Annotated in this window: 15 protein-coding genes; 14 read left to right on the top strand and 1 reads right to left on the bottom strand. The window is 46.5% G+C overall.

The window, feature by feature from the left end; translation table 11 throughout:
* The first annotated feature begins 236 nt into the window (after positions 1–236).
* From BLS62_RS15780 to BLS62_RS15745, 8 genes are all read left to right on the top strand, one after another.
* A complete protein-coding gene (locus BLS62_RS15780) occupies positions 237–749 on the top strand; it encodes an A24 family peptidase (protein WP_093182561.1) in 513 nt (170 codons plus the stop codon).
* A gap of 228 nt (positions 750–977) precedes the next feature.
* Entirely contained in the window at positions 978–1,757 is a 780-nt protein-coding gene (cpaB, locus tag BLS62_RS15775) for a Flp pilus assembly protein CpaB (RefSeq protein WP_093182559.1), read from the top strand.
* Between the two features lie 10 nt (positions 1,758–1,767).
* Positions 1,768–3,219 (top strand): type II and III secretion system protein family protein, encoded by a 1,452-nt coding sequence (locus BLS62_RS15770; protein WP_208990889.1) that lies wholly within the window; start codon positions 1,768–1,770, stop codon positions 3,217–3,219.
* Positions 3,220–3,230: 11 nt separating this feature from the next.
* Positions 3,231–3,965, top strand: coding sequence for a CpaD family pilus assembly protein (locus tag BLS62_RS15765; RefSeq protein WP_093182557.1), 735 nt, complete (start codon positions 3,231–3,233; stop codon positions 3,963–3,965).
* Between the two features lie 12 nt (positions 3,966–3,977).
* The gene (locus BLS62_RS15760; protein ID WP_093182555.1) at positions 3,978–5,258 is read left to right on the top strand and encodes an AAA family ATPase; all 1,281 of its coding nucleotides are present in this window, start codon (positions 3,978–3,980) and stop codon (positions 5,256–5,258) included.
* A gap of 40 nt (positions 5,259–5,298) precedes the next feature.
* Positions 5,299–6,774: a CpaF family protein gene (locus BLS62_RS15755; protein ID WP_093182552.1), complete on the top strand. Its 1,476-nt coding sequence runs from the start codon at positions 5,299–5,301 to the stop codon at positions 6,772–6,774.
* Complete coding sequence (locus BLS62_RS15750) at positions 6,767–7,786, top strand: type II secretion system F family protein (RefSeq protein ID WP_093182550.1); 1,020 nt, start codon at positions 6,767–6,769, stop codon at positions 7,784–7,786. The genes BLS62_RS15755 and BLS62_RS15750 overlap by 8 nt, the downstream gene beginning before the upstream one ends.
* Positions 7,787–7,796: 10 nt before the next feature.
* Complete coding sequence (locus BLS62_RS15745; protein ID WP_093182548.1) at positions 7,797–8,771, top strand: type II secretion system F family protein; 975 nt, start codon at positions 7,797–7,799, stop codon at positions 8,769–8,771.
* Between the two features lie 4 nt (positions 8,772–8,775).
* On the opposite strand, the gene BLS62_RS15740 is transcribed toward BLS62_RS15745, so the two are convergent.
* Positions 8,776–9,558 carry a tetratricopeptide repeat protein gene (locus tag BLS62_RS15740; protein ID WP_093182546.1) on the bottom strand — a complete coding sequence of 261 codons (783 nt, stop codon included), beginning with the start codon at positions 9,556–9,558 and terminating at the stop codon, positions 8,776–8,778.
* 212 nt (positions 9,559–9,770) lie between these two features.
* Between BLS62_RS15740 and BLS62_RS15735 the strand changes: the two genes are divergently transcribed.
* The 6 genes from BLS62_RS15735 (at position 9,771) to BLS62_RS15710 (ending at position 14,441) form a co-directional block, all read left to right on the top strand.
* Positions 9,771–11,153, top strand: a complete 1,383-nt coding sequence (locus tag BLS62_RS15735) for a leucyl aminopeptidase family protein (protein ID WP_093189013.1) — start codon at positions 9,771–9,773, stop codon at positions 11,151–11,153.
* Positions 11,154–11,267: 114 nt separating this feature from the next.
* Positions 11,268–11,618 (top strand): MarR family transcriptional regulator, encoded by a 351-nt coding sequence (locus BLS62_RS15730; RefSeq protein ID WP_093182544.1) that lies wholly within the window; start codon positions 11,268–11,270, stop codon positions 11,616–11,618.
* A 66-nt stretch (positions 11,619–11,684) separates the two neighbouring features.
* On the top strand, positions 11,685–12,551 hold the full coding sequence (locus BLS62_RS15725) for a C40 family peptidase (RefSeq protein ID WP_093182542.1): 867 nt from the start codon (positions 11,685–11,687) through the stop codon (positions 12,549–12,551).
* A gap of 147 nt (positions 12,552–12,698) precedes the next feature.
* Positions 12,699–13,208, top strand: coding sequence for a pilus assembly protein N-terminal domain-containing protein (locus BLS62_RS15720; protein ID WP_208990887.1), 510 nt, complete (start codon positions 12,699–12,701; stop codon positions 13,206–13,208).
* 89 nt (positions 13,209–13,297) lie between these two features.
* On the top strand, positions 13,298–13,786 hold the full coding sequence (locus tag BLS62_RS15715) for a TadE/TadG family type IV pilus assembly protein (RefSeq protein WP_208990886.1): 489 nt from the start codon (positions 13,298–13,300) through the stop codon (positions 13,784–13,786).
* 91 nt (positions 13,787–13,877) lie between these two features.
* The gene (locus BLS62_RS15710; protein WP_159436547.1) at positions 13,878–14,441 is read left to right on the top strand and encodes a TadE/TadG family type IV pilus assembly protein; all 564 of its coding nucleotides are present in this window, start codon (positions 13,878–13,880) and stop codon (positions 14,439–14,441) included.
* Positions 14,442–14,532: the final 91 nt, after the last annotated feature.

The following is a 14,532-nucleotide window of genomic DNA, read 5'->3' as shown; positions in this document are numbered from 1 at the left end:
ATTAGCATGTCATCTGCCCCAACACTCTCAAAGGCTGCGTTTCTGGATCAACAAGCATCACACTTATCAACTCGGCACGATAGTGACTCGCAGCTGTGGGAACTTGTTACGCATGGTAATTAAAATTGGATATAATATGCATCAGCACCTGAAAATCCATCAGGTGTTAAGGCCTTCTTTGCATTTCACCCCGCAAAAACTACTAGTGATTTATGTTAAAGGGGTGGGGCGAATCTATGATTGCAAATGGCTTATTAGTTGTGTTTCCGTTGTTGCTTGCAATCGCTGCATTTTTCGACCTCTTTACAATGACCATTCCGAACAAGCTTAATCTTGCGGTCGTCATGTCTTTTGTAGCTCTTGCCTTCCTCATACAAATGCCCGTTGAGCAGGTGGCTATGAGTTTCGCCCTTGGCTTTGGCGTCATGATTGCCGGCTTCGGTCTTTTCGCGCTGGGCGTTATGGGTGGCGGCGATGTTAAATTTTTTGCGGCAATCTCTTTATGGCTTGGTCTCTCAATGCATACGGTCGAGTTTGTCTTGCTCACAAGCATCTACGGTGGGGTGTTAACACTCGTGATTTTGGCGCTTCGAAGAATTCCTTACTTGCCGCAGTTTATGCATGGGCAGGAGTGGATTCTGAAGTTACATGACCGAAAAACAGGCGTCCCATACGGAATTGCTATCGCGATTGCAGGTATTCAGATCTACCCGAAGACGCTTTGGTTTACGCAGATTCCTAATCTGTAATCAGAGCAGCTAATAACTCTCTAATAAACTATTAATAGTTGCTGTATGCAATTATTCAAAATTATTAACTCGTTGTTTTAATTGTATATTTCTATGTTGTTTTTGCAAAATATATAAAAACAACGGATGAAATAATATTACGAAATATTAACTATGTCTTGACCATTTTTGCGCAAGTTAGGGTTAACGAATTTAGTTAAGCCATTACTCTTAGAGGGCGGATGCCAAATGAAGGGCTCCAGAATTTTTGTCTTGATCATCGCTTTGAGCGCAGGTGGGTTAGCAGCTTGGCTAAACCTTTCCTCTGGCTCGCGTGAGCAGACGCCAACCATTGTGGCTCAAGAACAAGAGATTCCGTCACTTGAAATCCTTGTGGCTGCGCAAGACCTTAAAATTGGAACTGCGCTTACTGACGGGGATCTGTTGTGGGCCAAGTGGCCCGAAGAATCAGTCTCTGACGGGATGATTTTACGAAGCTTCAATCCAGAAGCGGCAGACGAATTTTTGGGTCAGATTGTGAAAGCTGCCACTTTTGTTGGAGAGCCAGTCCGTGCCGAACGCCTCATAGACACAGACAAGGGCTTCTTGGCTGCGATCCTCCCAAAAGGGAAACGTGCTGTTGCTGTTCCTGTTGATGCGGTTTCAACCGCGGGTGGCTTCATCCTCCCGGGTGATAAAGTGGATGTGCTGGTGACTATGCGAAGCAATAAACGAGATGACGGCTTCGTCAGTGAAACGCTACTCGAAAACATCCGTGTATTGGCGATCGATACAACGACGGCTTCTGAAAATAATGAAAAGGCTATGTCGCCCGATCAAACAGCGACACTGGAACTGCTTCCTCATGAAGCAGAAGCGATCATCCGTGCAACGCAGATGGGAACTCTGTCGCTTTCATTGAGGAGCGCGGCTGACTCTAAAGATGGTGTGAAGCAACCGCGCCGCGTCAAAGGTGGAGTGAAGTTCGTGAAGTATGGGGTTGCCTCCCAGTCAGTAAACGGGAATTAGTAGGTAAGCCATGGTTTTTCTTCGACAAATTGTACTGGCGAGTTGTCTGCTGAAGCTCCTTCGGCTTAGCCGCGTCGCCACAAATACCTTTATTGCGATAGCTTTGACATTAGTCCTTCCAACCACTGGCTCAGCTCAAAGCGCCTTCGAAACCACGGTAGAAGTTACAGCACAATATGGCGGAAAAGTCCGGCAGTTGAATGTTGGAAAAGGTCGTTCTATCGTTTTGAATACAAACGAAGAAGTTCGTGATGTTCTTGTGTCTAAGCCAGAGGTTGCGGATGCGGTCGTTCGGACTAGAAATCGCGTTTTCGTGTTTGGAAATGAGATCGGGCAAGCATCTCTTGTTTTGTTTGGGAATGGCGGCCGGCAACTAGCCTCTTTTAATCTCAATGTTCAGCCTGATCCTTCCGGCCTGATTGAACTCCTTGATCGCCTGCTTCCAAATTCTGATATTAATGCTGACATTATAAATCAGAGCATTGTCTTATCAGGGACTGCTGTTTCCTCTTTAGAAGCGCAGCAGGCCTATGACATAGCACTAAAATTTGTGAGCAATGATGAGAAGAAGATTGTAAACACGATTGGTATTGCTGAGAAAGACCAAGTTCAGCTAAAGGTGACTGTCGCAGAAGTCGAACGGACAACCATCAAGCAGCTAGGTGTGAACCTGAAAGGCTCCATTAAAATTGGTGCTTTGGATATCGGCTTTAATACCTCACCTGCATACAATATTAATCCTTCGGTTGTGAATGCTGGATCGTTGGGCGGGAAACTCTCGTTTGGTGGTGGGTCCTTTTCACCAACTTTAAAAGCACTGGAACGCGAAGGCGTGATGCGAACCCTTGCGGAACCAACTCTGGTCGCAGTTTCAGGTGAAAATGCCAGCTTCCTTGCTGGTGGTGAATTCCCAATTCCAGTAGCTTATGAAGACAATAAAGTGAGCCTGGAGTTCAAACCTTTTGGTGTTAGCTTAGATTTTACGCCTGTCGTCCTTTCCGGAGGACGGATTAAGTTGCGTGTTAAAACAGAAGTCAGTGAGCTGAGTTCAGAGGGAGCCGTGAGTATTGGTGGTTCTGTGTCCGTTTCAGCTCTCAAGGTTCGCCGTGCAGAGTCTACGTTGGAATTGCCATCTGGCGGTACATTGGTTTTGGCGGGCTTGTTGAAGCAAAATTACGGCCAAGAAATTGATGGTATTCCCGGCCTTAAAGACGTTCCGATCCTGGGAACTATGTTCAAAAGCCGCGATTATGTGAACAGACAAACCGAACTTGTGATCTTCGTAACGCCTTATATTGTGCGCCCTGTAGCTCGCTCACAGATAACACGCCCTGATGATAATTTTGCGGCACCAAGTGACCAGTCGACGATATTTCTCAATCAGTTGAGCCGAATTTACAGAGCAAACGATGCTCCTGTGAAAGGGAGCTATAACGGCAAAGTTGGTTACATTTATGAGTGAGGACACGTGAAATGCATATCCAACTGTCACCCACTTCTAAATGTGGAACTTTTTTAAAGTCAGCGGCAATTATTGGTGGAACACTCTTTCTCCTCGCCGCTTGCAATTCGCAGCCGTCCTATGTTGAGCAGAATTCAATTGCTGATTTCGATTACAGGAAAAGGCATCCAATTGTCATCACCGAAGCTCCAGAGAATTTTGACATTCCTGTATCTGGTGAGATGCGGAACCTAAATAGATCATTAAAGGTGGCAATTGCCGCATTTGGTCAAGAAGCTGGTATCGATGGCAACGGATTTGTTGAAGTCTTAATGCCATCAGGTTCTGCAAATGAAGCCGCCGTACGGTCAATTGCTCCACAAATTCGGTCTGCTCTTAAAGCAGGCGGTGTTGATGCGGATCGGATCGTCCTACGAACATATCCGGTTTCAGATATGGCAGCTTCTGCGCCTCTTCGCCTTTCCTTTATGCGGATCAAAGGTGTAGTTCGTAACTGCGGAAACTGGCCCAATGCAATGAATGGTGGCGACCAAAATATTGATTATCCAAACCTTGGGTGCGCTTCACAAGCTAACCTAGCTGCGATGGTTGACAATCCAGCTGACTTGCTGCGCCCAAGGCCTCTTGGTCCGCGTGATCCGGAGCGGGCTACAGTAATTATCGGGTTAAGTCGTAAGGGTGAGTCAACGGCTACCAGTTATGAGGAAGGTGTTGGAGCTGCGGTATCTAGCGTGGCACAGCAGTAGTGGGATTATAATATGAGCGATATTGCATACAAGGATGCGGGTATGGCACAGGGGCAGAATTCAACCAGCCAACTGTCTACATCCAATTTCCAGATCGTGAGTATTCCTCGCATCTCTGTTCAGGCCTTCTGTTTAGATTCCCGTACAGCTGAGACGATCCAGAATGCGAGTGTGGATCGAAGAATGTCGAAGACCCACACCATGGTACAACAAGGTGGTGTTACTGCAGCGATTGATGTTTTTAAAAGCGCTGCAACACCCAATTTGTTGATTGTGGAGACTCTCTCCAACTCGAAAGAGGTTGTAGAGGAGCTCGATCAACTGGCTGAAGTTTGCGATGCAGGAACAAATGTTCTCGTAATTGGACGTGTTAATGATGTCGACCTCTACCGGACGCTCATACAGCGCGGAGTAAGCGAATACATTGTTGGGCCAATCGACATAGCTCGTCTGATTAATACAATTGGACAGTTTTATTCAGACACTAGCGCTGAGCCGTTTGGCCGCACAATTGCTGTTATTGGAGCTAAAGGGGGGTGTGGTGCTTCGTCTATTGCTCACAACCTATCCTGGTCAATAGCAAAGAAGCTGGAAAATGACGTAGCTATTGCTGATCTCGATCTTCCATTTGGGACTGCTGGGTTGGATTTTAATCAAGATCCCTTGCAAGGCGTTATGGAGGCTATTGCGTCCCCAGATCGTTTGGATGATACGCTTTTAGACCGCCTGCTTGCCAAGTGTAATGACCGCCTAAGTTTGCTTGCAGCTCCCGCAACACTTGATCAAACATATGACTTTGAGCCAGATAAGTTTGATCAAGTTATTGAAGTTATGCAAAAGGGAACACCGACCGTTGTTCTCGACTTACCGCATAGCTGGAATGGCTGGGTGCGTCACATCCTTGCAAAGGTAGACGAGATCATCATTGTAGCTGAACCGGACCTTGCAAACTTGCGGAACGCAAAGAACCTTGTCGATCGCATTGCACAGCTTCGCCCAAATGACGCTAAACCTTATTTGGTCCTGAACAAAGTTAATATACCAAAACGTCCGGAAATTAAGCCAGACGAGTTTAGTCGTGCTCTAAATGTCGTTTCCTTGGCCACAATCCCGTTTGAACCAGCTCTCTTTGGAACGGCTTCTAACAATGGGCAGATGATAGCCGAATTTGAGAGCAGACACGCTGTGGCTGGTTTGTTTGAAGATATGGCAGTGAAAGTGACAGGCAAAGCAGAAATGCAAACCAAGAACAAATCTCTTTTTGCCGCACTTATCAAAAAAGTTCGCAAGTAAACATCTTAGAAGGTCCGTGCTGGAGTAAAGGCGAGAGAATATGTTCGGTAGACGTGGCAACGGTGAATTTGGCAACAAAAAGTCAAAACCAGCTTCTGTTGAAGCAGCGGTAGCAGTACAGGCTAAAGTGCCTGCCTATCAGGATGCCTCCAACAGCACAAAGCCACAAGTGAAGGACTCCCAGCCAGAAAAGGCGAAGGAAACTCCTCAAGAAGCAAAGCGGACACAAGAGTACTACGCGACAAAGGCGTCAATTTTTAACGCGCTTGTTGAAGCCATTGATCTATCTCAACTTTCGCGCTTGGAGCAAGAGGACGCTCGCGATGAGATTAGGGATGTCGTCAATGATATCATCGCCCTAAAAAATCTCGTTATGTCCATTTCCGAGCAAGAAGACTTGCTGGAAGACATATGTAACGATGTATTGGGGTATGGGCCGTTAGAGCCTCTGCTCGCACGCGATGATATCTCTGATATCATGGTCAACGGAGCGGATACTGTCTATATTGAAACGGGTGGGATGGTGGAGCAAACCAACATCCATTTCCGTGACAACCGGCAGTTGATGAATATCTGCCAACGCATCGTATCCCAGGTTGGGCGACGAGTTGATGAATCTAGTCCCATATGTGATGCACGCTTACCGGACGGTTCTCGTGTAAACGTAATTGCCCCGCCGTTGTCCTTAGATGGCCCTGCACTCACTATTCGTAAGTTTAAAAAAGACAAACTTACTTTGGACCAGCTGGTTAAGTTTGGAACAATTTCTCCAGAAGGCGCTGAAATTCTGGAGATCATTGGGCGTGTCCGTTGTAATACGGTAATCTCGGGTGGTACCGGTTCAGGCAAAACGACCCTATTGAATTGCCTGACGCGTTACATTGACAGCACAGAGCGTATTATTACCTGCGAAGATAGTGCAGAACTTCAGTTGCAACAGCCGCATGTGGTGAGATTGGAAACCAGACCTCCCAACCTGGAAGGGGAAGGGGAGATTACCATGCGTGAATTGATTAAAAACTGTCTGCGTATGCGACCCGAGCGCATCATTGTTGGTGAGGTTCGTGGACCGGAAGTTTTCGATCTTCTTCAGGCGATGAATACGGGTCATGATGGATCCATGGGAACCATTCACTCCAACTCCCCACGCGAATGCTTGAAGCGTATTGAATCTATGATTGCCCTCGGAGGGTTCTCTCTTCCCTCAAAAACTGTTCGTGAGATTGTTGTTGGCTCTATTGATATAATTGTACAGGCTGCGCGGTTGAGAGATGGCTCCAGACGGATCACCCACATCACCGAAGTTGTTGGGATGGAAGGGGATGTCATCACGACACAAGATCTTTTTGTCTATGACATTACCGGGGAAGATGCCAATGGCAAGATCGTAGGACAGCATCGCTCTACGGGTATTGGCAGGCCGCTGTTCTGGGAACGGGCAAGATACTTCAACGAGGAAGAGCGTCTCGCACGCGCGTTGGATACCTCGGACATTCCCGGAGGTCTACATGCGTGACCTAGATAGTTTTTTACAATCTCCACTGGCTGATTACGCAACTACATTCCTGATTGTAGTGAGTGTAATTGGTGTGACTTTTACACTCCTGATGCCACTGTTTTCAAATGACAAATTGGGAAAAAGAAAAGACAGTTTAGTCGAGAAAAATAACACTCAGCTTTCTGGTGGTTCAAAAAAACTGGATGGAACTGCAAGGCGTAAGTCAGTGCAGGATCAGTTAAAAGTGATGGAAGCGCAGCAGGCTGCGAAAAAGAAGAATGCAGATAAACCTGTTTTCGCGGACTGGATAGGTCAAGCTGGTCTTACTTGGAGTAAACCCAAGTATTATCTTTATTCTGTCATATGCGGAGTTGTTGTTTTCGCGCTCAGTCTATTATCCGGGCAGTCAATCTGGATTGCCTTGGCATTGTTGTTTGTAGGTCTATTCGGTTTGCCGCGTTTTTACGTGTCGAGAGCCCGAAAAAGACGTTTCAATAAGTTTTTGGATGAGTTCCCAAATGCCGTTGACATTATTGTTCGGGGAGTGAAGTCGGGAATGCCGGTGGGCGATTGTCTTCAAATTGCCGCTTCTGAAGCGAAAGATCCGGTAGGGACAGAATTTGCGCTGGTTCTAGACAAAATGCAAATGGGTTTCCCTCTGGCTGAAGCGATCCACAATATGCCCAAAAGGGTGCCTCTACAGGAAACAAACTTTCTGGCCATTGTGATAACTATTCAAGCGCAAGCTGGTGGCAGTCTGTCAGAGGCATTAACTAACCTTTCGAAAACGCTCCGCCAGCGGAAGGAAATGAAGGGGAAAATTAGGGCGGTTAGTCAGGAAGCCAAGTCATCTGCCGCCATTATTGGGTCTCTTCCTTTTCTAGTAACACTCATGCTCACATTGGTAGCGCCTGATTATATCCGATTACTTATAGATACGGATACCGGTTTGTTTCTTATTGGAGTTGGATTGTTTTGGATGTCGCTTGGCGTGTTGGTTATGCGCAAGATGATCGACTTTAAGATTTAGGAGGACTGACATGGATCTTGCTTATTTGGGAGAAAACAACTTATTCGTTGTTATCCTTACACTTGTGGCCGTGTCGGGGACTATTTATGCCCTCATGTCTCCTTTCTTCGAGCGAGACGAACTAAAGTCGCGTATGAAGTCAGCCGCTTTAGAGCGGGATAAAATCCGGACCCGCGAACGAAGTCGTTTGACGAGTGATAAAGAAACACAACGTGTATCTTTGAGGAGTAATCCTAAAGAAAGTGTGCGGGAATTTGTCGATAAATATGACTTGAAAAAATTACTTTCCAGTGACGGAGTAGTAAAGAAGCTTAAGATGGCTGGCCATCGCGGGGCATCACCTTTATATACCTATTTGTTTCTCCAAATTATTCTGCCCGTAGCATTTTTCTCTGCTGCATTCTTCTATTTATTTGTAATAATTAAAGTGGATATGCCATTTGTCGGTGTTCTCGCATGTTGTTTAGTTTTCGCCGCAATTGGCTTTTACGCACCCAGCATATTTGTGCAGAACCAGATTACGAAACGCCAGGAGACAATTCGAAGGGCATGGCCAGATGCAATGGATCTAATGCTCATCTGTGTTGAATCAGGTATATCTATTGAAGCGGCATTCAAAAAGGTTGCAGAAGAAATCGGTGCCCAATCCGCTGCCCTGGCTGAAGAACTTGTGCTGGCAAATGCTGAACTGTCTTATTTAGACGAACGAAGAATAGCCTATCATAACTTGGCGGAGAGGACCGGCCTTGATGGCGTTAAGAATGTCGTTGTCGCGCTCAGTCAGGCAGAAAAATATGGTACGCCAATCGGTTCTGCTTTGAGAGTCTTATCTGATGAAAGCCGACGGGAACGTATGCAAGAAGCCGAACGAAAAGCTGCTGCTCTGCCACCAAAGCTGACAGTGCCAATGATGCTGTTTTTCTTGCCGGTTCTATTTATTGTTATTATTGGCCCTGCCGTAATTCAGGTAACGCGTACGTTCTAATTATCTACGCCTTACCCAACATCGTCTTCAAGTAAGCAACGTTCTCTGCAGCTTGGCGTGGGTCCATATCGGCTTGTGCCACCTTTACAGCTTCGTCAAACCGGCCCTGCAGGCCCAGTGTGAGAGCTAGGTTTTGCCTAACCTGACTTCCAGCACGGCCGGTTTCCATGGCCATCTCAAGGGCTTTTTCAGCGTTTCTTAAATCGCCGGCTAGCAAGTAGGACATTCCAAGGTTGTTTAGGACTGTAGGCTCATTTGGTGAGATTTTTAAAGCTTGATTGTAGACTTGGCGGGCTTGTTTGGTGTCACCCAACTGGTCCAGTATCGCAGCTTTTGCTGAGAGCATTTTCCAATTTGGCTGCGCAGGGTCAAACGCGTTTTCAATTACGTTTAACGCTTCCTGCAGTTTGCCATTTTCAGCGAGAACTTTACCATAGCTGGCGGCGATCGTCGTGTTAGATGAATTTGCAATAACGCCACGTCTCAAAATGGCCTCTGCTTGATCGCCTTGATTATTCATCCGCAAAGCAGCTGCATAATTAAGGATTGTACGAGGATTTTTCTGATCCTTGGTATAAGCAGCTCCCCAATACGCGAGTGCTTTTTGCATTTCTGCAGAACCGGGTGAGAGTTGCTGTGTTTGGGACCTAGAAGGCCGTGCTTGAGGCCTTTGACTTGCGCAGCCCGACACGCTCAACCCACAAACGAGCAGCAAGGACAATGCTGTTGTTCTTTTAAAGATACCAGCCGGTATTTTCATTTTGCTTGTGCGTTGAAAGATGGTCATAGAACCCTCAAAATCGAAGAACTTCAAATATTGTTTGAAAATGAAATATTAACCCTAATTTCTGGTTAATTATCCAAGTTTCGTAATTCAGCTTCGTAGGGGAGCAGAGGACTGAGTGCCTTGCGGATAAGTTGCTTCGGCGCTACTTTGCACCAAGCGCTTTCCACGGAGAGAGCGCAATAGTTTCTCAAATCCCAAAAATGGAGCTCCAGGTGCACGATCCAATTATTCTTGCAGGTGATTCAACAAATCCAATTTCAGTTTCAGCAGTTCTTGCCGCGGAATTGGAGGAACATCTGGAGAGCATTGGTGGCCTATCAAAAGCCTGGTCAAACGCGCAGGGGTTTAAGGCAAGGTTCGGTGACACCTTGATTATCCCGAGTGCTGAAGGCGAAGTTGCAGCGGTGCTGTTTGGCTTTGGTAACGGCGAGTACGAAGCTCTTGAGACTGGCGCAGCTCTCAACAAAAACCTTCCAGCAGGTACATACGAGTTGTCGGATGGTTTTGATGATGTTGCAGGTGTAGCCTTGGGATTTGCACTGGCAGCTTATCGGTTTGATGCCTACAAAAAAGTTTCCCCTTCAAAAGCACAGTTGGTGATCTCTGATAAGGCGATCATTGATGAACTAATGCCGATTTTGGATGGAACTCGACTGGCGAAAGATCTCATCAACACGCCAGCCAATGACATGGGCCCTGAGGAGCTTGCCACCGTTGCTACCACGCTATTTGATGATCATGGTGGTTCTTCCAATATTGTGATTGGCGACGAGTTGGAAAAAGAATTCCCTCTCGTTCATGCTGTTGGTAACGGAAGTGATAGAGCACCTCGCCTTGTCGATGCGATTTGGGGCAAAGACACCGATCCAAAAATCACCTTGGTCGGTAAGGGTGTTATTTTTGATAGTGGTGGGTTGGACGTAAAACCAGCTGCTGGCATGATCCTCATGAAAAAAGACATGGGCGGTGCTGCAAATGTACTCGGCCTTGCTGCCATGATCATGAAGGCGAAGCTGCCTGTTCGTCTTCGGGTTATTATCCCAGCCGTTGAAAATGCAATCTCGGGTCGGTCTTTCAGGCCTTCTGATATTTTTATAAGCCGTAAGGGATTGTCTGTCGAGATAGGAAATACCGATGCCGAAGGCCGGCTGGTTCTTGCTGACGCTCTTGCCTTCGCTGATGAAGAAACTCCAGAACTGATTATCGACATGGCAACGCTCACAGGGGCTGCACGTGTTGCATTGGGTCCGGACCTTCCGCCTTATTATACTGATGATGAAGATCTGGCCGAGACCATTGCGGTTCATAGTGAAGCTGTGAATGACCCACTTTGGCGTATGCCTCTTTGGAAACCGTACAACAAGTACATCACCTCCAAAACCGCAGACCTAGCAAATATCAACACCAGCGGGGCTGGGTTCGCTGGTTCTATTACCGCAGCGTTGTTCTTGCAAAAATTTGTAGAGCGCTCCGGCAGCTGGGTTCATCTCGATATCTATGGTTGGACGCCGATTGAGAAAGATTTCAGAACCCATGGTGGAGAGGCTCAGGCAATTAGAGCTCTCTTTGACATGTTAAAAACTCGATTTGGATAAGGTTTCTCGGGGCCTTTACCTGTAAAAATTATCTAATATCTCAATCTAGTAAGGGTCCCGAAACAATTTGCAGGCTAGATTTTAGCCTGCAACAGGGATTAGGACGAAAAAAGTATGCCCGTAGAGATCCGCCCATCTCAGGCGCTCAAGCTATGGCATGATGTAGTGTTGGAATTGGTGCGTGCGGCAGATCAGGATTTGACTGCTCGGCAAATGTCTATTCTTTTAACTGTATATCTTGAGCCTCCACCACATACCGTCCGCGGGTTAGCCCTGAAACTTGGCGTGACCAAGCCAGCGATTACGCGCGCGCTTGATACATTGGGCACCAACAAACTGTTGTCTAGAAAACGGGATGAAAGTGACCGCCGGAACGTGATTGTGACCCGGACCGTGGCAGGGGCGCTTTATCTTGAGCGATTAGGTGATCTGGTTTCAGAAAAGGGGCAGGAGCTATCACGTTAATCGGGATGCGATCCTCCATTCTTTTATCGTATATTTGGCCACAACTCTGTTCTAAAGGCTCTCTTCATGACTGTTCAACTGGATCGCCGGTTACACCCTGTTCGCTCTGATATTGCTTCTTCGAAGTACCGTGGGCAAGTCTCCGCTGAGAGCTTTGTTGAAGGAACTGACTATTCTGTTTGTGCAGATCGAATTGAACTTCGACGAAATCCAGATAGGTCAACAGGGATCGATACAGAGCTAAACTTCGGTGAAGTCTTTCGAGTGTTTGAAACCACTTCAGAAGGCTGGTCATGGGGGCAGCAACAAACTGACGGATATGTGGGGTGGTTGCCTACTGAAGCCCTTGGCAAAGTTACGATGGCCACGCACAGAGTAGCGGCATTGCGAACTTACAGATATCCTGAAGCCGAAATGAAGCGGCCCGTTTTGGGTCAAATATCGATGAGCTCACTGGTTCATGTTGTTGGGCGTGAAATAACACGTGGCTTGGAGTTCGCGCAGTTATCTGATGGATCGTTTGTTGTAAAAAAGCACTTGGTTGAATGCAGTCATGGTGTTGACGATTGGGTTGCCGTTGCTGAGTCTCTCGTTGGAACTCCCTACCTATGGGGAGGTCGGTCTTCATTAGGGCTGGATTGTTCCGGGTTGATACAGTTGTCACTGCAAGCTGGGGGTATCCTGTCACCACGTGATGCAGACATGCAAGAAGCTTCCTTGGGTGCTCCTCTGGATATAACCAATGGTCTTCCCTCATTAAAACGCGGCGATCTTATGTTTTGGAGCGGTCATATAGGTGTCATGTCAGACGAGAATACACTCTTACATGCAAACGGTTATTCGATGACTGTTGCCTATGAAAACTTACAGGATGCACTCACGCGCATTGGTGAAAATGAGTTTGGAAAACTCACCTCCATTCGCCGGCTTTGATGTACAAAATAAAGTTTACTTTTGCTTAACCATAGTAGCGATTAGCGACCTTCTTTTTCAAACAAAACGCTGATGTTAGGCATTCGTTCACTAAAATAATCGCACAAATAACTGGTAATTTTTAACAGTTATTCGGTGGGGTTTACCGTGCTCAAGAAACTGCATAATCAGGTCGTCGCACGCCCGATAGCGTTTTGGTCTCAGATGTTCTGTGCTGCGGTGATGACTGCTGGTCTCGTTGGTGCAACGACATCGGCTCAAGCAGATGTCGAGGTCATTACGGATCAAGCTAAAGTCTTTCGGCTTGATGAGCCCGCTGAAACGATCATCCTTGGTAACCCAAGCATTGCAGACGTGACAATTCATGATCGCGTGACAATTGTAATCACTGGCAAGTCATATGGAACGACCAATCTGATTGTGTTGAATGCTGATTCTGAACCTGTTGTTGAAGAGCAGATTACAGTAACTGCTGCTACGGCCGGGTACGTGGCTGTACAACGAAACAGCAGCCGCTTCACGTATTCGTGCAATCCCGATTGTCACGAAGTACTTCGTCTCGGTGATGACAAGAAAAAAATTACTGACATTGCAGGCACGATTAGTGCGCGAAATGAGTTAGCAGAAAATGGCATTGTCGCAAATTCAGGCCAGTAATAAATGGACCAAAGCGTATGCGGTTTTTTAGAGGCGGGTACCGCCTTCTTTGTGGGAAGTCCAAGCAGTTTTTTCATGATACTCGTGGAGTGACCGCAATTGAGTTTGCTGGTATTTCGATTGTTTTATTTCCTCTGGTAATGGCGATCTTCGAGCTTGGGCTATCATTCCTTGTTGAAGTTCTGCTGGATAATGCTGTCTCCGAAGCTGCAAGGCAAATCCGAACTGGCCAAGTGTTCAATGGTCAGCAGAACGGGACCTACAATAAGACTAAGTTTAAAAATGTAATTCTTGAGAACGGCACAGGACTTCTGAAGTCGGTCGAAGATAAGATTTTTATCGATGTCATCTCCGTTCCTGATTTTGGAGATATTCCCGAAGCAAGACCGCTGATTGAAGATGGTAATGTTGTCATGACACAAAATTGGGATCCAGGCGGCGCCAGTGACGTTGTTCTCGTGAGAGTTGTTTGTGCATGGCCAATGATTACTTCAAAAATGATTGAGATTTTTGGTGCGTCAACAAATGGCAATCGTATTCTAGTCGCGACTGAAGTTTTTAGGAACGAGCCTTTTTAGCGAGGCAGAAGTGTAGAAGTTAAGGCATCCCATGAGATTGCACCAGCGAACAGCCAAAAAATTGCACTCTTTGTTCTCAAATGAAGTGGGTGTGGCTGCCATTGAATTTGCAATTGTTCTCCCATTACTTCTGTTCTTGTTTGTGGGTATGATTGAGCTGACCACAGCTTTGTCTTATGATCGGCGTGTGAGTAAAACTGGTTCCTCAATTGCTGATTTAGTCGCGCGTTCTGCTGATGTCACTGAGACTATGGACGATATTGAAAGAGCTATTGACCATCAAATGACCCCTTATGAGGATGCTGATGTTGATGTGAAAATTGGGATGGTCTTAGTCATTAAGAAAAGTCCTACTATCGTATGGAGCTGGAGGAATGGCCAGCGAAATGCGTGGTCGCAAGGTAGTGTTCCAGACGGTATTAAGTTTTCAGATACTATGCTAACCAACGGGCAATACTATCTTATTTCAGCGACCAGTGTGGAATACAACTTTATCCTAGGTGAGCTGTTCTCAGGGCTGAGTAAGATGCTCAAAAAGGGTAACGGCGAGGGTGAAGGTGCTTTAACTTCGATCTCATTAAACGATAGTTTTGTGTTACAGCCGCGACAAGTCTCATGTGTTGAATATAAAGGTAACTGTGCTAGTTACCCGTAATACGAACATTTACGTAAGGTTTGGTGCTGTAACCTAAATAGTGATGTGTCATAACTTCGCAGATCGCCGAAATCTGCTGTTTAGTGTTCTT

This window comes from Pseudovibrio sp. Tun.PSC04-5.I4, from assembly GCF_900104145.1.
Lineage (GTDB): Bacteria > Pseudomonadota > Alphaproteobacteria > Rhizobiales > Stappiaceae > Pseudovibrio.
Note: the sequence above shows the minus strand (reverse complement) of the source record. Positions and strands in the feature narration are given on the sequence as shown.